Below are 17,865 nucleotides of genomic sequence, written 5' to 3' on the forward strand. Positions count from 1 at the left end.
GCCTTAGCTTGAAACGACCCGGTTGCGGCCGGCATTCTTTGCGGCATAGAGCCGGGCATCGGCGGCCGAAAGCAGCGCGTTCAGCGTCGTGCCGTCGCTGTAGCTGTTGGCGACCCCGATGCTGACCGTCACCGTCACGCCGTCCGGCCGGCGGATTTCGGCCTCGACGGTCCGGCGCAGCATTTCCGCCCGATCGGCACCGACCGCCGGGGGCATGTCCTCGCAGATCACCACGAACTCCTCGCCGCCGAAGCGGAACAGGCGGTCGCCGGCGCGCAGCGCCCGCTGCAGGCAGGCGGCTGTCTCCTTCAGCACGCCATCGCCGGCAAGATGGCCGAAGCGGTCGTTGACCTGCTTGAAATGATCGGCATCGATGATCATCAGCGCCATCGGCTTGCCCTCCGCCAGCATGGCCGACAGGATGCGCGGCGCCTCGAACTCCAGGCGGCTGCGATCATAGACCCCCGTCAGCGCGTCGCGGCCGGAGCGGTCGAGCAGGTCCTCGTAGCGCTCGCGGAAGGTGAGATCGGCGAAGATATCCGATATCGGCCGCGGCGAGACGGGAATCGCCGAGATGCGCGAATAATGCAGATAGATGGTGATCAGCACCGCATAGGCGCTCGCCGCCATCATCTTGGCGATCCAGCCGCCCCAGAAGACCTCCGGCGGCGCACCGTTGAGGAAATGCAGCGCGGCGAAGAAGCCGATCTGGTCGAAGGTGAGCACGGCAACGCCCGAGACGAAGAACCGCATGGCCGTGCTCTTCCTGAAGACCCGCCCGAGCCGCTCGTAGAGCAGGATGATCACCAGCGAATCGAGATAGAGCAGCGTCGTGCCCCAGAGCATCAGCCAGCCCATCTCGTCGATGAAGGCGAGATCGGCGATGCGTCCCGGCACCACGCCGATCGTCTGGTGATGGCGCAGGAAGAAGCCGAGGCCGACCGTCAGGAAGTTGCCCGCGAGCAGGCCGTAGATCGGCGCGCGCACCACCGCCGCGTCCTCCTTCACATAGAGCAGGAGGATCATCATCAGCTTGCCGGAAAACAGCACCGAGGAGCCTGGCGAGATGACGCCGAAGGGCAATTCGATGTAGAAGACCGCTGCAAGATAGGTCTCCAGAAAATGCATCACGCCGAGCGCGGCGATGAAGACGCCGATGCCCAACTGATGGCGCAGGTGCAGGAGGCCCACCATGAAGACGAAGTAGAACCCGGCCTCTATGAGAAGCAGGATCAGGTTTTCAATACCCATGGGCGGTCCGCAGCATCCTCGACTGCCCGCCAGCTAAACCCGGCGCGAGAGTCGCAACAAGTCGTTTTCCCGCGGATACAGGCAATCGCGCCGGTTCTCCAGCGCTTCCTTGCGATTTTTCACAACGGCGGGCGAAAATCCGCCCGGCGACGTTCAGACCTGCCGGTTTTCCACGCCGTCGCCGAAGAGCGAGGCGCCGTGCTGGTCGACAATCTGCCTGGCCTTGCGGAAGGTGGAGGCGACCGTATCGTCCCGCGAGGAGAAGAGATCGGCGCGGATGAAGCTGCGGGTCAGCACCCGCTCGCCATCCCGCTTCTCGATCCTGCCGGCAAGGCGGTACTGCCCGCCTTCCGCAATGGGGGCCGCGACGAGGGTGAGGTCGTTGTAGGCCTCGGTTTCCTCCGCGACTTTCGCCGGAGCTGCCGAGTCGCCGCCGCGACCGAAGAGTTTTGAAAAGAACGATGCCATGGCCGATTGCTAACACAGGCCGCGGCAGCCTCCAAGGGGAGAGCTGTGGATACTCGCCTCCTGGCCGCGCCCTTCCCCCTTCGGCAGAAGGCCGCGGCGGGCGGATGCGGAACGCTAGATCACGAGATTGGCCAGAATCTCGTTTTCCGTGATGTCCTGGTAGCGCAGGCCCGCGCCGTCGAAGGCCTTCTTCAGCGCGGCGAAATTCTCCGGCGCCCTGGTCTCGATGCCGATGAGGATCGAACCGAAGTTGCGGGCGGATTTCTTGAGATATTCGAAGCGGGCGATGTCGTCGTCCGGGCCGAGCAGGTTGAGGAAATCGCGCAGCGCGCCGGGGCGCTGGGCAAGGCGCAGGATGAAGTACTTCTTCAGCCCCGCATGCCGCATGGCCCGCTCCTTGACGTCGGGCAGGCGCTCGAAATCGAAATTGCCGCCGGAAACGACCGCGACGACCGTCTTGCCCTCCAGCGCCTCCCGGCCCAGCGCGTCCAGCGCCGTCAGCGACAGCGCGCCGGCCGGCTCCAGCACCACGCCCTCGACGTTCAGCATGTCGATCATCGTCACGCAGATCGCGTTCTCCGACAGCAGCATCACCTGGTCGGCGGAAAAGCGGCTGAGCGCGGCGAAGTTCAGCGCCCCGATCTGGCCGACCGCGGCACCGTCGACGAAATTGTCGACCTGGTCGAGCGTCACCACGGTTCCGCTTTCGAGGCTGCGCCGCAGGCTCGGCGCGCCGGCCGGCTCGCAGAAGACAAAGCTCGACGGGCCCATCCTGCCGTCGAGATAGCCGGTGATGCCGGAGGCAAGGCCGCCGCCGCCGACCGGCAGCACCACGAGGTCCGGCAGCCTGCCATCGGGCAGCTGCGCGACGAATTCCGCGGCCACCGTCGCCTGCCCCTCGATGATATCGGCATGGTCGAAGGGCGGCACCATCAGCGCGCCGGTCGCCTCCGCATGGTCGCGCGCGGCCTTGTAGCACTGGTCGAAGAAGTCGCCGATGAGCTTGATCGTCACGAAGTCGCCGCCGAACATGCGCGTCTTGTCGATCTTCTGCTGCGGCGTCGTCACCGGCATGAAGACCACGCCCGGCACGCCGAAATGGCGGCAGACGAAGGCAAAGCCCTGCGCGTGGTTGCCGGCCGAGGCGCAGACGAAGCTGCGCGCACCGGCATCGTCGGCGAGAACCTTGCGGAAGAAGTTGAACGCCCCCCGGATCTTGTAGGAGCGCACCGGCGAGAGGTCCTCGCGCTTGAGGTAGATCTCCGCGCCGTAGCGGGCGGAAAGGTGTTCGTTCAGCTGGAGCGGCGTTTCGGGGAAGAGTCCGCGCAGGGCCTCCATGGCCGTGTCGACGTCGGATGTCATGCTCTGGTCCGTGTTCGATAGGATTGGGTTCAAAATGCTGCGTGTCTTGCCTTCGGGAGAGGACAGAGGCAGGGAAAGCCGGTCATTCTTCAAACCTTTCCGACGCCCCGCGGCCGCGGGGCCCACGAAGCAGAACCCGCCCGAACCGGATGGACCGCGCCGCCGCGCCATCCTTGAGTTTGGACGATGCAAAGGCTATGGCATATCGACGCGACGGTTACCACCCGCCCTGGCCACCATGGCCTCTTCGAGACCAGAACTTGAACGCCACCATCTTCCGATCAGCCATCAACATCGCAGCGATCAGCGGAATCTACCTTTCCGTGGCGATGCTGATCCCGGCACTCATCGACGTCTATTACGGCCACCCCGATTCGGAGGTTTTCTTTCTCTCCGCCTTCATGACCGGCGGTCTCTCGCTCACCACCGCCGCGGCCACGCGCGCCGGCCCGCCGCCGTTCAACAAGCGCATGGGCTTTCTGGTCGTCAACATGCTCTGGCTTTCCGGCAGCATCATCGGCGCCATCCCGCTCTGGCTGTCCTCGCTGAACCTCACCTTCGCGCAGGCCTTCTTCGAATCGGTCTCGGCGATCAGCACGACCGGCTCCACCGTCATCGTCGGCCTCGACCATGCGCCGCCCGGCGTGCTGATGTGGCGCTCGCTGCTGCACTGGCTCGGCGGCATCGGCATTCTCGCACTCGGCCTCTTCATCATGCCGTATCTGCGCGTCGGCGGCATGTCCTTCTTCAAGCTGGAATCGTCGGACACGGCCGACAAGCCCTTCGCCCGCATCGCAAGCTACACCCGCGCCTTCCTCGCCCTCTATATCGGCATCACCCTGCTGTGCGCCGTGATCTACGCCGCGCTCGGCATGAACCGCTTCGACGCGCTGAACCACGCCATGTCGACGGTCGCGACCGGCGGGCTTTCGACGCACGACGCCTCCTTCGGCTATTTCAAGAGCCTGCCGCTGCTGTGGGCCGCCACCTTCTTCATGACGCTTTCCAGCCTGCCCTTCTCGCTGCTCATCCTCTTCGTCGTGCGCGGGCGCATCGATGCCTGGCGCGATCCGCAGATCCGCGTCTTCCTCGGCTATCTCGTGCTCTTCGCGCTCGCGGCCAGCATATTCCAGCGGCTGGAGAACGGCGTCAGCTTCCACGAGGCGCTTGCCCACTCCTTCTTCACGGTCGCCTCCATTCTCTCGACGACCGGCTTTGCCAGCGACGACTATACGCAATGGGGCCATTTCATCGTGGCGCTCGCCTTCGTCGCCACCTTCATGGGCGGCTGTTCAGGCTCCACTTCCGGCGGCCTGAAGGCCTATCGCCTGATCATCCTCTTCAACTTCATCCGCACCGGCCTCTACCGCCTGATCTATCCGGACGGCATTCATGCCGTCCGCTACGGCCCGATGACGGTCGACGCCGATTTCCAGCGCGGCGTCTTCCTGTTCTTCATCACCTATGTGGCGCTCTCCGCGGTAGGGGCGATCGTGCTCGGGCTGATGGGCTATGACGTCCTGACGGCCGTCTCGGCGGCCGCCACCTCGCTGTCGAATGTCGGCCCCGGTATCACGCAGGCGATCGGCCCGGCCGGCACGTTCGCGGTCTTCCACGATGCGGCGCTCTACGTGCTCTCCTTCCTGATGCTGCTCGGCCGCCTCGAAATCCTGACCGTGCTCGTCATCCTGACGCCGCTCTTCTGGAAGAACTGATCGCGCGACGACCTGCGGGCGTTCTTGACTGTTGCCATGCTTCTTCGCATCCTGCCGCCAACCGGCTGGAGGAAGACGGAATGTTCGTGTCGAAGTCCCTGTTGCGCATGACCTTTGTTGCCGCGCTCGCACCCACGCTCGCCCTTGCCGGTCCCCTCGCGGATGCGGCGAAGAAAGCGGAGGAACAGGCCGCGGCCGGCGACACGGTCGGCGCGCACAACACGATCCGCGATGCCTTCGGGGCCTTCGCAGCCACCCTGCCCTTCTCGATCGGCAAGGCCGTCTTCGTTTCGGCCGCGCCGGAGGGCTACGGCATGTATGCGGTGCGGCCGGAAGCCAGCTTCAAGGCCGGCGAGGCGCTGATCTCCTATGTCGAGCCGGTCGGCCTCACCTGGCGGCCGGCCGACGGAGGCCTGCTCGAATCGCATTTCACCGTCGACCTGGAGCTGCTCGATCCGAAGGGCACGGTGCTCGCTGAGCAGAAGGCCTTCGGCTCGTTCGACTTCAAGGGCAGCGTGCGCAACCAGGAGGTCTTCGCCAAGCTGACGCTCAATCTCAGCGGCCCGCCGGTCGGCGACTATGTGCTGCGCTACCGCTTTCGCGATGCCGCAAGCGGCGCGGTCGCGATCAGCGAGCAGCCCTTCAAGATCGTTCCCTGATCGACTTTTCCACAGGCACGCAGAGAATTGTGACAAGCCGGAATCGGCGCTTTCCAGAGGATTGACGGTCAATTATGACAGCCGCATGACAACCCCAGCCACGTAAGGGGCACCCATGCTTTCGCTGTTTCGCAAACTCATGCCGCGCGAGGACCGTTTCTTCGATCTCTTCGAGCAGCATTCCCGCACCGTCGTCGGCGCTGCCGAAGCCCTGCAGTCGCTCCTTGCCGGCGGGCCGGACATGGAAAGACACTGCAACCGCATCGTCGAACTGGAAGACAAGGCCGACGACATCACCCGCGAGGTGCTGCTCGCCGTGCGCCGCAGCTTCATCACGCCCTTCGACCGTGGCGACATCAAGGACCTGATCCAGTCGATGGACGACGCCATCGACATGATGCACAAGACGGTCAAGACCATCCGCCTCTACGAGCAGACGAGCTTCCAGCCCGGCATGCAGGAAATGGGCGAGGCGGTCGTCAAGGCCGCCCATCTTATCGCCGAGGCCATTCCGCTGCTCGACAAGGTGGGCGTGCATGCCGGCCGCCTCAGCACGATCGCCGAGGAGGTCACCCGCGTCGAGGGCCGCTCGGACGAGCTGCACGACCAGGGCCTCAAGGACCTCTTCAGGCAATACGGCAAGACCGACCCGATGGCCTATATCATCGGCAGCGAGATCTATGGCGAGCTCGAGAAGGTCGTCGACCGCTTCGAGGACGTCGCCAATGAAATCAGCGGTATCGTGATCGAGAACGTCTGATGGACGCCACCCTCGCCTTTCCGCTGCTCGTCGGCCTCGTCGGCATCGCGCTGCTGTTCGATTTCCTGAACGGCCTGCACGATGCGGCGAACTCGATCGCCACGATCGTCTCGACGCGCGTGCTGCGCCCGCAATATGCCGTCATGTGGGCGGCGTTCTTCAACTTCATTGCCTTCCTGTTCTTCGGCCTGCATGTCGCCGAGACGCTCGGCAAGGGCATTATCGATCCTGGCATCGTCAGCCCGCTCGTCATCTTCGCGGCGCTGATGGGCGCGATCATCTGGAACGTCGTCACCTGGATCTTCGGCATCCCCTCCTCCTCCTCGCACGCCCTCATCGGCGGCCTCGTGGGCGCGGGCCTTGCCAAGACAGGCTTCGACGCGGTCGTCTGGAGCGGCCTCATCAAGACGGCGAGCGCCATCTTCCTGTCGCCCGCCATCGGCTTCCTGCTGGCCCTCATCCTCGTGCTCACGGTCTCCTGGCTCTTCGTGCGCCAGACGCCGTTCGCCGTCGACCGCACTTTCCGCGTCATGCAGTTCATCTCGGCCTCGCTCTATTCGCTCGGCCATGGCGGCAACGACGCGCAGAAGACCATGGGCATCATCGCCGTCCTGCTGTTCTCGCAGGGCTATCTCGGCAACGAGTTCCATGTGCCCTTCTGGGTGGTCATCACCTGCCAGGCGGCGATGGCGCTGGGCACCCTGATGGGCGGCTGGCGCATCGTCCATACGATGGGCTCCAAGATCACCCGCCTCAACCCGATGCAGGGGTTCTGCGCGGAGACGGGCGGGGCGATCACCCTCTTCGCCGCCACCTGGCTCGGCATCCCGGTCTCGACCACGCACACGATCACCGGCGCGATCATCGGTGTCGGCGCCGCGCGCCGCGTCACTGCCGTGCGCTGGGGCATCGCCGGCAACATCGTCTGGGCCTGGATCATCACGCTGCCGTCCGCCGCCGCGATCTCCGCCCTCTTCTTCCTCACCATCAACGCCGTCACCGGCTGAGGCGAGCCCAAACGGAAACGGCGGAAGCGTTGTCGCTCCCGCCGTTCCGGTCATGCCGTTTTCAATCGCCGATCAGAAAAGATCAGATGCGTGGACCGGCTGGCCCAGATCGTGCGCCGCTGCGAAGTGGAACGCATCGGCGCCCGCCGCATCCGAGGCATCCTCGATGGCAAAGGGACGGGCGGCGAAGGCGGCCGTGTCGTGGTCGCCGTCGGGAGCCGCCATCTTCTTGAAGACGAAGGCGTCGGCGCCGCTGTGATCGTCGTCCGCCGGCTCGCCCGCCTTCTTCACGCTGGTGAACTTGAGCTGGATCTTGCTGAAGAGTTCGGCCGTCTTCGACGAATCGAAGAGATACTTGTCGGATTTGTCGTAATAGCTGCCGAAGGCCTTGAGGTTGATCTTGGCCGTGCCGATCACGTCACCGTCACCGTCCACCGCCTTGAACGTCACCACATCGCCGGAAATCTTCGTCGAGGTGATGGTCATCTTTTCGGTGCCGAGGGCGTAAACCAGCTTGAACTTGCTGAAATCCCCATCCTTCTCGAGGTTGAGGCTGTAGTTCATCTTCGTATTGAAGCTGTCGGTGTAGGTCGCCTTGATGGTAAGGCCGGCCTTCGTCTGCGCCGTGGAATAGGCCAGCTTGCTGCTATAGCCCTCGGCCTCGATCTTCAGGCTCAGGCTCGTCGTGGTCTTGCCGACCTTCATCAGGATGTCGGTCTTGCTGTCGCCGAAGCTGCTGTCGACTTCAACGGTGGCCTTCAGGGTCGTGGCGGTCTTGCTGAACTTGGTCAGCGTAACCGTAAAATCACCGACGCCGCTGAGCGAACCGTAGGTCTTCTGGAGATAGGCCTTCGTCAGGTATTTCGGAAATTTCATCTACGCCCCCCAATGGTGCTCCACATTGAAACATTGGGCGCTAAAAAAGCGAAAGTTCTTTTACCTGGCAAGACTTCGCCTATAGATTGCGCCTCTTCGGCGCCGAAGGAGGCAACTGTGTTGCAAGACCGGCACAGTCCGCCCTGGCATCGGCAGAAAAACGACGGTTTCCGACCGCAGGAGCCACGCAACCCGCGCCGCTCTGTCCTTTCGCCGGCCGGCTGCGAATCACCGGCACAAGGGACTTGCGACACCCCGTTGGTGCCGCATGGTGCGGGCGGCGGGGATCGAACCCGCACAGCCAAGGCCGAGGGATTTTAAGTCCCTTGCGTCTACCAGTTTCGCCACGCCCGCGTGCCCCGCTTTTCGGAAAGTCGAGGAGGTTCGTCAATAGGGCGTCCCGGAAATCTCCGGCCTTTCCCATCTCGGAAAGAGAGTGGTGAAGCCGGACCTTCGGATGTCGGACGATCGAGGAACCGGATACGGATACCCGCATTTCGCGCGGTTTGCGGGCGGGTACGAAAAGCGGCGCGGCCTTATGCAGGCCGCGCCGCTCTGTTCGGCGACGTTTCAGGAGAACGTCAGGCCGAAAGCTTGGCCGCGATCCTGGCGACATGGGCGCCCTGGAAGCGGGCGGCGTCCAGTTCGACTTCGGACGGCTGGCGCGACCCGTCGCCGTCGGTGATCGTCGAGGCGCCGTAGGGCGAGCCGCCCTTGACGGCTTCGACGCCCATCTGGCCCTGGAAGGCATAAGGCAGGCCGGCGACGACGAGGCCGTGATGCAGCAGCGTCGGGATGAAGCCGAGGATGGTCGATTCCTGGCCGCCGTGCTGGGTGGCCGAGGAGGTGAAGACCGAGCCGACCTTGCCGACCAGCTTGCCCTGCGCCCAGAGGCTGCCCGTCTGGTCCCAGAAGTTGCGCATCTGCGAGGCGACCGTGCCGAAGCGCGTGCCGGCGCCGACGATGATGGCATCGTAGCTGGCCAGCTCGTCGACGGTGGCGATCTCGGCCTTCTGGTCGAGCTTGAAATGCGAGGCCTTCGCCACCTCTTCCGGCACCAGCTCCGGAACACGCTTGACGGTCACCTCGGCCCCGGCCGACTTCACGCCTTCCGCCACTGCATAGGCCATGGCTTCGATATGGCCATAGGCCGAGTAGTAAAGAACCAGTACGTTTGCCATCGTCGTCTCCTGTTTCGATGATGCCTTTCCGCTTGATCGCGGCGTCTCGTTGGATGTAGCACTTCGGGGTGGCGGTCCCCCAGCGGCCGCCCGGTCGACAGACTGTTCACCCGTCATTGACAATGCCGTTCCTTCCGGTCGGCATTTCTGTCCGAACTTCAGAGAGCGCCCATGAGTTCCCGTCCCATCGCCACCGCCGCCATGCTCGCCATCGGCGACGAACTGCTCTCCGGGCGCACCAAGGACAAGAATATCGGCCAGCTTGCCGACGTGCTCTTCCTCGCCGGCATCGATCTCAAGGAGGTGCGCATCGTCGGCGACGACGAGGACGCGATCGTCGAGGCGCTGAATGCGTTGCGCGCGCGCCATACCTATGTCTTCACCTCCGGCGGCATCGGCCCGACCCATGACGACATCACGGCGGATGCCGTCTCGAAGGCCTTCGGCGTGCCCTGCCTCTACGATCCGCTCGCCATGCAGCTGCTCGGCGCGATGTACGAGCGCCGCGGCGTGGAGTTCAACGCGGCGCGCCAGCGCATGGCGCGCATGCCCGAAGGCGCCGTCCATATCGAGAACGCCGTCTCGACGGCACCGGGCTTCCACATCGGCAATGTCTATGTCATGGCCGGCGTGCCGCAGGTCTTCACCGCCATGCTCGGCACCGTCGTGCCGAAGCTTGAAGGCGGCGTGCCGATGCTCTCTCGCTCCGTCGCCTCGCCCTTCGGCGAGGGCGACATCGGCAGCGCGCTGGCGGGGATCCAGAAGAAGCACCCGGAAACCAGCATCGGCTCCTATCCGCGCTTCAGCGAGAACCGCTTTTCGACGGAAATCGTCATCCGCAGCCGCGAAGACGCTCCGGCGGAAGCGGCCGAACGTGATATACTTCAGATGATTGCCGAAATCGCCGCGGCCAAGGCCGCGTCTTGATCCCGATCAAGGTTTGGCGACACCGGCAGGCGCATGCTTCCAGGGACCCAGAACAGGAGGCCGAAATGACCTACAAGACCATCGTGGCGGTGCTGAGCGCCGCCGAGGACGCCGGCAAGGTGACGGACCATGCGCTCGCGCTTGCGCGCAGCACCGGCGGCCATGTCATCGGCATCCATGCGGAAGCGCCGGTCGTGGTCACGCTGATCGCGCCGATGGAATATCCCGACCCGAACGCCGTGCTCGACCTGCAGGAGCGCGCCCAGCGCCAGTCGCGCGAGGTCGAGCAGGCCTTCAAGTCGCGCTGCGAACGCGACGACATCTCCTATGAATGGCGCCTCTTCACCGGCACCGCCGGTTATGCCTCGGCCGGCGTCATCGACAGTGCCCGCGGCGCCGACATCGTCATTGCCGGCCAGTTCGACCCCGATCTCGACGGCCCGGCGCGCGAGGACATCGAAGACCTGCTCTACGAAAGCGGCCGCCCGGTCTACCTCGTCTCCAACGCCCCGGCCGGTCCCGCGCCGATCGAACGCGTGCTGCTCGCCTGGAACGGCTCACGCGAAGCGGCCCGCGCCGCCTTCGACGCCCTGCCCTTCCTGACGGGCGCGAAGGAGGTCGAGATCTTCACCGTCGACCCGCCGGAAAACGCCATGCAGTCGCGCGATTTCTGCGGCGCGGAGCTTGCGGCAACGCTCGCCCGCCACGGCGTCAAAACCACGGTCGCCTCCGGCGCCTCCGACGGCCATTCGGTGGCCGAGGTGCTGAACCGGCGCGCGACGGACATCGATGCCGGCCTCATCGTCATGGGCGCCTACAGCCATTCGCGGCTGCGCCAGCGCCTCTTCGGCGGCGTCACCAGCGCCATGATGCGCCATGCCCGCGTGCCGACGCTGATGTCGCGGTAGGCCCTGCCCCGGCGACTTCGCTGTGGATCGCCCGGCTTCTGCGGCCGGGCGATGATTTTCATGGGGGCCGAACTGCGTTAGGGAGAAGGAATCTTCTTTTTTCCGCCTATCAGGAGCCCGTCATGTCGCTGCCCGACAAAGCCTTCCCCGTATCCTGGGACCAGTTTCATCGCGACGCGCGCGCGCTTGCCTGGCGGCTGGCGGATGGCGGGCGCGAATGGCGGGCGATCGTCTGCATCACCCGCGGCGGCCTCGTGCCGGCGGCGATCGTCTCGCGCGAGCTGAACATCCGCGTCATCGAGACCGTCTGTGTGGCCTCCTACCACGACTATGTCTCGCAGGGCGAAATGCATGTCCTGAAGGGCATCTCGGAAGAGCTCAGCAAGGAAGGCGGCGAAGGCATCCTCATCGTCGACGACCTGACGGATACCGGCAAGACCGCCGCCGAGGTGCGCGCCATGCTGCCGAAGGCGCATTTCGCCGCCGTCTATGCCAAGCCGAAGGGCCGCCCGCTGGTCGATACCTTCGTCACCGAGGTCAGCCAGGACACCTGGATCTATTTCCCCTGGGACATGGGCTTCACCTACCAGGAGCCGATCGCCAAGGGCACGCGCGGCTGAGCCTGCCGGCGGCGAGAAATGTCTTCAATGTTGCATCGCAACATACTGATCCGATTTTTCTTTTTCCGATAGCCGGTGGATGCGGGACCGCGCCCGCCGGCTTAATCTTTCCGCAATTCGCGCAAAGGATAGTGCTTGTGTTCACCGTGTACCAACGGTGACGGGAGGCATGGGCACAGATGCGTTATGCAAGGCCGGCATTCGCGGCGACCCTCGTCGGCGCGCTGTTCTTCTGCGGAACGGCCGGCGGACAGCCGGACGTGCGCATCACCGCAGTCACCGAATTCATCGACGCCGCCGTGCGCCCCTGGCTGGACGAACCCGCGATCCTCAACGCCGTCATCGCCCAGAACGCCGCCCATGCCGGGCTCAGCCAGGCGGAGATCGACGATCTCGACGCCCGCTGGCGCAGCGAGCTTTCCAGCGCCGACCGGCCGATGATCGAGGCGCAGCTCTCCAATCCGCTCTCCCTCTACCTCAAGGGCCGGCAACGCGCGGCGGACGGCCTGATCACCGAAATCTTCGTCATGGACAATCGCGGCCTCAATGTCGGCCAGAGCGACGTCACCTCCGATTACTGGCAGGGCGACGAGACGAAATGGCAGAAGAGTTTCGGCGCGGGTGCGCTCCATATCGAGGAGGCGGAGCGCGACGAGTCCACCCAGCTCATGCAGTCGCAGGCAAGCCTGCCGATCCGCGACCCGGCGACCGGCGCCGTCATCGGCGCCATCACCATCGGCGTCAATCTCGACGCGCTTTGACGCTACGGCAGAGAATCACTTTATCCACGGTTCACAACTTCGTCCGGATGGCTATTCCCGGATGTCGGGGGTGGAAAAGACCCCGGGAATTCACCTGTTATTTTTTTCGCTTTTCCACAGCCGCATGCTTCGCCGTCTTTTCTTTTGCCCCGAACCCGCTGATTTTTCAGGCGTCCGGCGATGTCCCCATTTTCCACAGCCGGCAGGCACAAGATGTAGCGTTCAAACTTCCATCACAAACCAACCCTTGACGGGAATCGGCCAGATGAGGTTAATGAATTCAAGTTGCGGCGGCGACTGGACCGTAATGTTACGAGGTCGGTTCTCATCACGAAATCGCGTTTGATGCGCATGTGGCCGGGTGGATGATCCGCTCGCCGCAGGGGTTTTTTCGCGCTCGTTTTCCTGAAACGCCACCGCATCCGATTGGGCTGGAAAAAAGAAGCTGTTGATACTATATTTAGTATTTGCAGCCAAACTCAGCACAAGATACAGGAAGTCGAGATTGATCGGCTTTCCCGCACGGACTGGACGATTTGGGCTGGCTGCAAGCAGTTGCGGCCGGACGGGGATAATTTGCGCCCTGTTTTTTAAGGCAGGATGCGGCAGCGAAGGACAACGGACAATGCGCATAGAACGTCGTTTCACCAAACCCGGCCAGTCGGCCTATGCGGAGATCGAATTCCGCAAGGCCGTGAGCGAGATCAAGAACCCGGACGGCTCCATCGTCTTCCGCCTCGCCGATATCGACGTGCCGGCCCAGTTCTCCCAGGTCGCGGCGGACATCCTCGCCCAGAAGTATTTCCGCAAGGCCGGCGTGCCCGCGCGCCTGAAGAAGGTCGAGGAGAACGACGTCCCCTCCTTCCTGTGGCGCTCCGTTCCCGACACCGAAGCCCTGAAGGCGCTCCCCGAGGGTGAGCGCTACGGTTCGGAAACCGACGCCCGCCAGGTCTTCGACCGCCTCGCCGGCACCTGGACCTACTGGGGCTGGAAGGGCAAGTATTTCGCTTCCGAGGAAGACGCTGCCGCCTTCAAGGACGAACTCGCCTATATGCTCGCCACCCAGCGCGTCGCCCCGAACTCGCCGCAGTGGTTCAACACGGGCCTGCACTGGGCCTATGGCATCGACGGCCCCGGCCAGGGCCATTTCTATGTCGACCCCTTCACCGGCAAGCTGACGAAGTCCAAGTCCGCCTACGAGCATCCCCAGCCGCACGCCTGCTTCATCCAGTCCGTCGAGGACGACCTCGTCAACGAGAACGGCATCATGGACCTGTGGGTGCGTGAGGCGCGCCTCTTCAAGTACGGCTCCGGCACCGGTTCCAACTTCTCGCACCTGCGCGGCGAAGGCGAAAGGCTTTCGGGCGGCGGCCGTTCCTCGGGCCTGATGAGCTTCCTGAAGATCGGCGACCGCGCGGCCGGCGCCATCAAGTCCGGCGGCACGACGCGCCGCGCGGCCAAGATGGTCGTGGTCGACATCGACCATCCGGATATCGAGGACTACATCAACTGGAAGGTCAAGGAAGAGCAGAAGGTGGCGGCCCTCGTCACCGGCTCGAAGATCGTCGCCAAGCACCTCAAGGCCATCATGAAGGCCTGCATCAATTGCTCGGCCGATGGCGACCAGTGCTACGACCCGGCGGAAAACCCGGCCCTCAAGCGCGAGATCCGCGCCGCCAAGAAGGACCAGGTTCCGGAAAGCTACATCAAGCGCGTCATCCAGTTCGCCAGGCAGGGCTACAAGGACATCGAGTTCAAGACCTACGACACGGACTGGGATTCGGAGGCCTATCTCACCGTCTCCGGCCAGAACTCCAACAACTCCGTCTCGCTGAAGGACGACTTCCTGCGCGCCGTCGAGACTGACGGGGACTGGAACCTCACCGCCCGCAAGGACGGCAAGGTGATGAAGACGCTGAAGGCGCGGGACCTGTGGGAATCGATCTCCTACGCCGCCTGGGCCTCGGCCGATCCGGGCCTGCACTTCAACACGACGATGAACGACTGGCACACCTGCCCGGCTGCCGGCCCGATCCGTGCGTCGAACCCGTGCTCGGAATACATGTTCCTCGACGACACGGCCTGCAACCTCGCCTCGCTGAACCTTCTCCAGTTCAAGGACGCGGCGACGAAGAAGATCAACATCGCCGACTACGAACACGCCGTCCGCCTGTGGACCATCGTGCTCGAAGTCTCCGTGATGATGGCGCAGTTCCCCTCGCGCCAGATCGCCGAACTCTCCTACGAGTACCGCACGCTCGGCCTCGGCTATGCCAATATCGGCGGCCTGCTGATGTCCTCCGGCATTCCGTACGATTCGGCTGAAGGCCGCGCCATCGCCGGCGCCCTGACCGCCATCATGACCGGTGTCGCCTATGCGACCTCGGCCGAGATGGCCGGCGAGCTCGGCCCGTTCCCGAACTTCGCGCCGAACCGCGAGAACATGCTGCGCGTCATGCGCAACCATCGCCGCGCCGCCTACGGCGAGACCGTCGGCTACGAGGCCCTTTCGGTCAATCCGGTCGCCCTCATCCATGCCGATTGCTCGGATGAGGCGCTCGTCTCCCATGCCGTCGCCGCCTGGGACAAGGCCGTCGCGCTCGGCGAGAAGCACGGCTACCGCAACGCCCAGACGACCGTGATCGCGCCGACCGGCACGATCGGCCTCGTCATGGACTGCGACACGACCGGCATCGAGCCCGACTTCGCGCTGGTGAAGTTCAAGAAGCTCGCCGGCGGCGGCTACTTCAAGATCATCAACCGTGCCGTTCCCGAAGCTTTGCGCACGCTCGGCTATTCGGAAAGCCAGATCGCCGAAATCGAGGCCTATGCCGTCGGCCACGGCAACTTCAACCAGGCGCCCGCCGTCAACCCCGGCGCGCTGAAGGCCAAGGGCTTCCCGGACGACAAGATCGAGGCCGTCAATGCGGGCCTCAAATCCGCCTTCGACATCAAGTTCGCCTTCAACCAGTGGACGCTCGGCGCCGACTTCCTGAAGGACGTACTGAAGGTCTCGGACGAACAGCTCGCCGACATGTCCTTCAACCTCTTGGAGCATATCGGCTTCACGAAGAAGGAGATCGAGGCCGCCAACATCCATGTCTGCGGTGCGATGACGCTGGAAGGCGCCCCCTTCCTCAAGGCCGAGCATCTGGCGGTCTTCGATTGCGCCAATCCCTGCGGCAAGATCGGCAAGCGCTACCTTTCGGTCGAAAGCCACATCCGCATGATGGCCGCCGCCCAGCCGTTCATCTCGGGCGCCATCTCCAAGACGATCAACATGCCGAACGAGGCGACCGTCGAGGACTGCAAGAACGCCTACATGCTCTCCTGGAAGCTCGCGCTGAAGGCCAACGCCCTCTACCGCGACGGCTCGAAGCTCTCCCAGCCGCTCAACGCCTCGCTGATCGAGGACGCGGAAGACGAGGACGATGCGGTCGAGGCGCTGGCCGCCGCGCCTGCCGCCGCCCAGGCCGTCACGGTGACGGAGAAGATCGTCGAGAAGATCATCGAGCGTGTCGTCCGCGACCGTGAGAAACTGCCGAACCGCCGCCAGGGCTACACCCAGAAGGCCGTCATCGGCGGGCACAAGGTCTATCTGCGCACCGGCGAATTCGGCGACGGCCGCCTCGGCGAGATCTTCATCGACATGCACAAGGAAGGCGCCGCCTTCCGCGCGATGATGAACAACTTCGCCATCGCCATCTCGCTCGGCCTGCAGTACGGCGTGCCGCTGGAGGAATATGTGGAGGCCTTCACCTTCACCAAGTTCGAGCCGGCCGGCATGGTGCAGGGCAACGACGCCATCAAGAACGCGACGTCGATCCTCGACTATGTCTTCCGCGAGCTTGCCGTCTCCTATCTCGGCCGCCACGACCTTGCCCATGTCGATACGTCCGATTTCTCCAACACGGCGCTCGGCAAGGGCATCCAGGAAGGCAAGACGAACCTGATCTCGACCGGCTGGACGCGCGGCCACAAGCCGACGCTCATCCAGGGCGGCCAGGCTGGCGATCGCCCGCTCGCAGAGCCCAAGGGCGCCGCCACCGCCGCCCCGGCCAAGGCTTCGTCCGTCAGCAACATCACCTCGTTCGCCGGCAGCGCGGCCCGCAAGATCGAGCCGGTGACGGCGATCTCCCCCTCCGAAATCGTCGCCTTCAAGCGCGACTACGAGGAACGCGCCGCCGAATTCGCGGAAGAAGTGGCGGACGAGGCAGCCGAGGAGACGCCCGAAGGCGTGACCGCCCTCTTCTCCGACAAGGCCGCCGCCGAAGCCGCCAGCGCCAAGGCCGACGCCAAGAAGCTGGAGAACGAGCGCCGCATGCGCTCCATCGCGCAGGGCTACACGGGCAACATGTGCTCCGAGTGCCAGAACTTTACCATGGTGCGCAACGGCACCTGCGAGAAGTGCGACACCTGCGGCTCGACGAGCGGCTGCAGCTGACCGCCGCCCTTCGCCACAGGACATGAGAAACCGAAGGCAATTCTGGCCAATCCGTGACGAAATTGGCCAGTTTCGAAGGAAAAAACGGCCAACAGGGTTTTGATGCGGCGCGACGGTCGAGAAGCCGACTGATTCACCGGATCAGATAACGCAAATGTCCCGGGCAACTTAGCGCTGTCCGGGACCACAAAACAAAAAAGGCAGGCAGGGATGAGGGAGTCACTTCAGATCATTAGACCATAGGAATTCAGCAACATGCGCCAGATACCTAAGTTCGGATTTTCCGCTTTTTTGAAATTGATCAATTCCAATCCCAAACCACAGAAACGCCTTGTCCGTGATCGTTTTCGTCCGAGCACTGGCGGATATGATTTTCACAAAAGCCTCCGCCAACGCGTTCAGCGAATCGCGTTCGAAAACCTCGGTCTTCAGGAAGCGTTAGCGTCGACGACTGAGATCGGAAAAAAGGCCGAGCGTGAGTCGGCCATTCGCGGCCTTCGCCAATTCTTTGAATGGAGACAGAGGAACCTCGGCGACCTCTCCGCCTGCGAGAGTTTTCTATTCAGTAGTCCCAAGGGGCTTTTCAAGGGTGAGTTTACGCCGAACTTCCTCATCGAGCTGAACGGCCGTCGCACGGCGGTCCACCTTTGGAACACACGTCAAGCGTTGAGCGCCCGCCTGGTGAATGCGTCTCTTTGCATGGTAGCGAATCGTCATCCGCTGGAAGGCCGTCCCGATGACTTTGCTGTGCTGTCGTTGCAGGACGGGCGTCTGTTCAGATGGTCTGACGCGAACAAGGAAACGGCAGCGTTCGGCGAGAAATTGCTTGAGGTGCTTGATCTAGAGTTTGCAAATGCACGGCTTGAGTTTGGCTTACCGGGGGCGGTCGAAGGGGACGCGCCGGACACCCCGACCCCGTGAACCGA

16 protein-coding genes and 1 tRNA gene are annotated in these 17,865 nt (G+C 63.9%); 10 read left to right on the forward strand and 7 right to left on the reverse strand.

Translation table 11 applies throughout. The annotated features are described in order from the left end of the window. Positions 1 to 3 precede the first annotated feature (3 nt). The 3 genes from MUU56_RS01945 to ilvA all read right to left on the reverse strand — a co-directional run bounded on the left by MUU56_RS01945 (position 4) and on the right by ilvA (position 3,081). Entirely contained in the window at positions 4 to 1,251 is a 1,248-nt protein-coding gene (locus MUU56_RS01945) for a GGDEF domain-containing protein (RefSeq protein ID WP_244765654.1), read from the reverse strand. 153 nt (positions 1,252 to 1,404) lie between these two features. Further along, positions 1,405 to 1,719 carry an HlyU family transcriptional regulator gene (locus MUU56_RS01950; protein WP_244765655.1) on the reverse strand — a complete coding sequence of 105 codons (315 nt, stop codon included), beginning with the start codon at positions 1,717 to 1,719 and terminating at the stop codon, positions 1,405 to 1,407. 114 nt (positions 1,720 to 1,833) lie between these two features. Continuing rightward, positions 1,834 to 3,081, reverse strand: a complete 1,248-nt coding sequence (gene ilvA, locus MUU56_RS01955; protein WP_244765656.1) for a threonine ammonia-lyase — start codon at positions 3,079 to 3,081, stop codon at positions 1,834 to 1,836. Positions 3,082 to 3,341: 260 nt separating this feature from the next. Here ilvA and MUU56_RS01960 point away from each other — a divergent pair, with 260 nt between their 5' ends. The 4 genes from MUU56_RS01960 to MUU56_RS01975 all read left to right on the forward strand — a co-directional run bounded on the left by MUU56_RS01960 (position 3,342) and on the right by MUU56_RS01975 (position 7,222). Continuing rightward, complete coding sequence (locus MUU56_RS01960; protein WP_244765657.1) at positions 3,342 to 4,796, forward strand: TrkH family potassium uptake protein; 1,455 nt, start codon at positions 3,342 to 3,344, stop codon at positions 4,794 to 4,796. Between the two features lie 80 nt (positions 4,797 to 4,876). After that, positions 4,877 to 5,455: a hypothetical protein gene (locus MUU56_RS01965; protein ID WP_244765658.1), complete on the forward strand. Its 579-nt coding sequence runs from the start codon at positions 4,877 to 4,879 to the stop codon at positions 5,453 to 5,455. 115 nt (positions 5,456 to 5,570) lie between these two features. Then, positions 5,571 to 6,215, forward strand: a complete 645-nt coding sequence (locus tag MUU56_RS01970) for a DUF47 domain-containing protein (RefSeq protein ID WP_244765659.1) — start codon at positions 5,571 to 5,573, stop codon at positions 6,213 to 6,215. After that, positions 6,215 to 7,222, forward strand: coding sequence for an inorganic phosphate transporter (locus MUU56_RS01975; protein ID WP_244765660.1), 1,008 nt, complete (start codon positions 6,215 to 6,217; stop codon positions 7,220 to 7,222). Before MUU56_RS01970 ends, MUU56_RS01975 begins: the two co-directional genes overlap by 1 nt. A gap of 72 nt (positions 7,223 to 7,294) precedes the next feature. Here the strand turns inward: MUU56_RS01975 and MUU56_RS01980 are convergent, their stop codons facing one another. From MUU56_RS01980 to wrbA, 3 genes are all read right to left on the reverse strand, one after another. After that, the gene (locus tag MUU56_RS01980; RefSeq protein WP_244765661.1) at positions 7,295 to 8,098 is read right to left on the reverse strand and encodes a hypothetical protein; all 804 of its coding nucleotides are present in this window, start codon (positions 8,096 to 8,098) and stop codon (positions 7,295 to 7,297) included. 269 nt (positions 8,099 to 8,367) lie between these two features. Then, positions 8,368 to 8,452: transfer RNA gene (locus MUU56_RS01985), tRNA-Leu, on the reverse strand. 227 nt (positions 8,453 to 8,679) lie between these two features. Continuing rightward, entirely contained in the window at positions 8,680 to 9,279 is a 600-nt protein-coding gene (gene wrbA, locus MUU56_RS01990; protein WP_244765662.1) for an NAD(P)H:quinone oxidoreductase type IV, read from the reverse strand. Between the two features lie 171 nt (positions 9,280 to 9,450). Here wrbA and MUU56_RS01995 point away from each other — a divergent pair, with 171 nt between their 5' ends. The 4 genes from MUU56_RS01995 to MUU56_RS02010 all read left to right on the forward strand — a co-directional run bounded on the left by MUU56_RS01995 (position 9,451) and on the right by MUU56_RS02010 (position 12,495). Continuing rightward, the gene (locus MUU56_RS01995; RefSeq protein WP_244765663.1) at positions 9,451 to 10,206 is read left to right on the forward strand and encodes a competence/damage-inducible protein A; all 756 of its coding nucleotides are present in this window, start codon (positions 9,451 to 9,453) and stop codon (positions 10,204 to 10,206) included. Between the two features lie 65 nt (positions 10,207 to 10,271). Continuing rightward, on the forward strand, positions 10,272 to 11,114 hold the full coding sequence (locus tag MUU56_RS02000; protein ID WP_244765664.1) for a universal stress protein: 843 nt from the start codon (positions 10,272 to 10,274) through the stop codon (positions 11,112 to 11,114). A gap of 122 nt (positions 11,115 to 11,236) precedes the next feature. Further along, a complete protein-coding gene (gene gpt, locus MUU56_RS02005; protein ID WP_064329880.1) occupies positions 11,237 to 11,734 on the forward strand; it encodes a xanthine phosphoribosyltransferase in 498 nt (165 codons plus the stop codon). Between the two features lie 179 nt (positions 11,735 to 11,913). Continuing rightward, a complete protein-coding gene (locus MUU56_RS02010; protein ID WP_244765665.1) occupies positions 11,914 to 12,495 on the forward strand; it encodes a hypothetical protein in 582 nt (193 codons plus the stop codon). A gap of 222 nt (positions 12,496 to 12,717) precedes the next feature. Here MUU56_RS02010 and MUU56_RS02015 read toward each other — a convergent pair whose 3' ends face one another. After that, positions 12,718 to 13,128: a hypothetical protein gene (locus MUU56_RS02015; RefSeq protein WP_244765666.1), complete on the reverse strand. Its 411-nt coding sequence runs from the start codon at positions 13,126 to 13,128 to the stop codon at positions 12,718 to 12,720. On the opposite strand from MUU56_RS02015, the gene MUU56_RS02020 reads away from it, so the two are divergent. Both MUU56_RS02020 and MUU56_RS02025 read left to right on the forward strand, forming a co-directional pair. Next, the gene (locus MUU56_RS02020; protein WP_244765667.1) at positions 13,121 to 16,939 is read left to right on the forward strand and encodes a vitamin B12-dependent ribonucleotide reductase; all 3,819 of its coding nucleotides are present in this window, start codon (positions 13,121 to 13,123) and stop codon (positions 16,937 to 16,939) included. The two genes, MUU56_RS02015 and MUU56_RS02020, sit on opposite strands and share 8 nt — an antisense overlap. A 255-nt stretch (positions 16,940 to 17,194) precedes the next feature. Further along, positions 17,195 to 17,860 carry a hypothetical protein gene (locus tag MUU56_RS02025; RefSeq protein WP_244765668.1) on the forward strand — a complete coding sequence of 222 codons (666 nt, stop codon included), beginning with the start codon at positions 17,195 to 17,197 and terminating at the stop codon, positions 17,858 to 17,860. Positions 17,861 to 17,865 lie beyond the last annotated feature (5 nt).

This window comes from Shinella yambaruensis, from assembly GCF_022899355.1.
GTDB classification, from domain to species: domain Bacteria; phylum Pseudomonadota; class Alphaproteobacteria; order Rhizobiales; family Rhizobiaceae; genus Shinella; species Shinella yambaruensis.

What these genes read in the sequence shown, in the direction of transcription:
- MUU56_RS01945 (WP_244765654.1), bottom strand. Translation starts at nt 1,251, where the DNA reads ATGGGTATTGAAAACCTGATCCTGCTTCTCATAGAGGCCGGGTTCTAC.
- MUU56_RS01950 (WP_244765655.1), bottom strand. Translation starts at nt 1,719, where the DNA reads ATGGCATCGTTCTTTTCAAAACTCTTCGGTCGCGGCGGCGACTCGGCA.
- ilvA (WP_244765656.1), bottom strand. Translation starts at nt 3,081, where the DNA reads ATGACATCCGACGTCGACACGGCCATGGAGGCCCTGCGCGGACTCTTC.
- MUU56_RS01965 (WP_244765658.1), top strand. Translation starts at nt 4,877, where the DNA reads ATGTTCGTGTCGAAGTCCCTGTTGCGCATGACCTTTGTTGCCGCGCTC.
- MUU56_RS01970 (WP_244765659.1), top strand. Translation starts at nt 5,571, where the DNA reads ATGCTTTCGCTGTTTCGCAAACTCATGCCGCGCGAGGACCGTTTCTTC.
- MUU56_RS01975 (WP_244765660.1), top strand. Translation starts at nt 6,215, where the DNA reads ATGGACGCCACCCTCGCCTTTCCGCTGCTCGTCGGCCTCGTCGGCATC.
- MUU56_RS01980 (WP_244765661.1), bottom strand. Translation starts at nt 8,098, where the DNA reads ATGAAATTTCCGAAATACCTGACGAAGGCCTATCTCCAGAAGACCTAC.
- wrbA (WP_244765662.1), bottom strand. Translation starts at nt 9,279, where the DNA reads ATGGCAAACGTACTGGTTCTTTACTACTCGGCCTATGGCCATATCGAA.
- MUU56_RS01995 (WP_244765663.1), top strand. Translation starts at nt 9,451, where the DNA reads ATGAGTTCCCGTCCCATCGCCACCGCCGCCATGCTCGCCATCGGCGAC.
- MUU56_RS02000 (WP_244765664.1), top strand. Translation starts at nt 10,272, where the DNA reads ATGACCTACAAGACCATCGTGGCGGTGCTGAGCGCCGCCGAGGACGCC.
- gpt (WP_064329880.1), top strand. Translation starts at nt 11,237, where the DNA reads ATGTCGCTGCCCGACAAAGCCTTCCCCGTATCCTGGGACCAGTTTCAT.
- MUU56_RS02010 (WP_244765665.1), top strand. Translation starts at nt 11,914, where the DNA reads ATGCGTTATGCAAGGCCGGCATTCGCGGCGACCCTCGTCGGCGCGCTG.
- MUU56_RS02020 (WP_244765667.1), top strand. Translation starts at nt 13,121, where the DNA reads ATGCGCATAGAACGTCGTTTCACCAAACCCGGCCAGTCGGCCTATGCG.
- MUU56_RS02015 (WP_244765666.1), bottom strand. Translation starts at nt 13,128, where the DNA reads ATGCGCATTGTCCGTTGTCCTTCGCTGCCGCATCCTGCCTTAAAAAAC.
- MUU56_RS02025 (WP_244765668.1), top strand. Translation starts at nt 17,195, where the DNA reads ATGCGCCAGATACCTAAGTTCGGATTTTCCGCTTTTTTGAAATTGATC.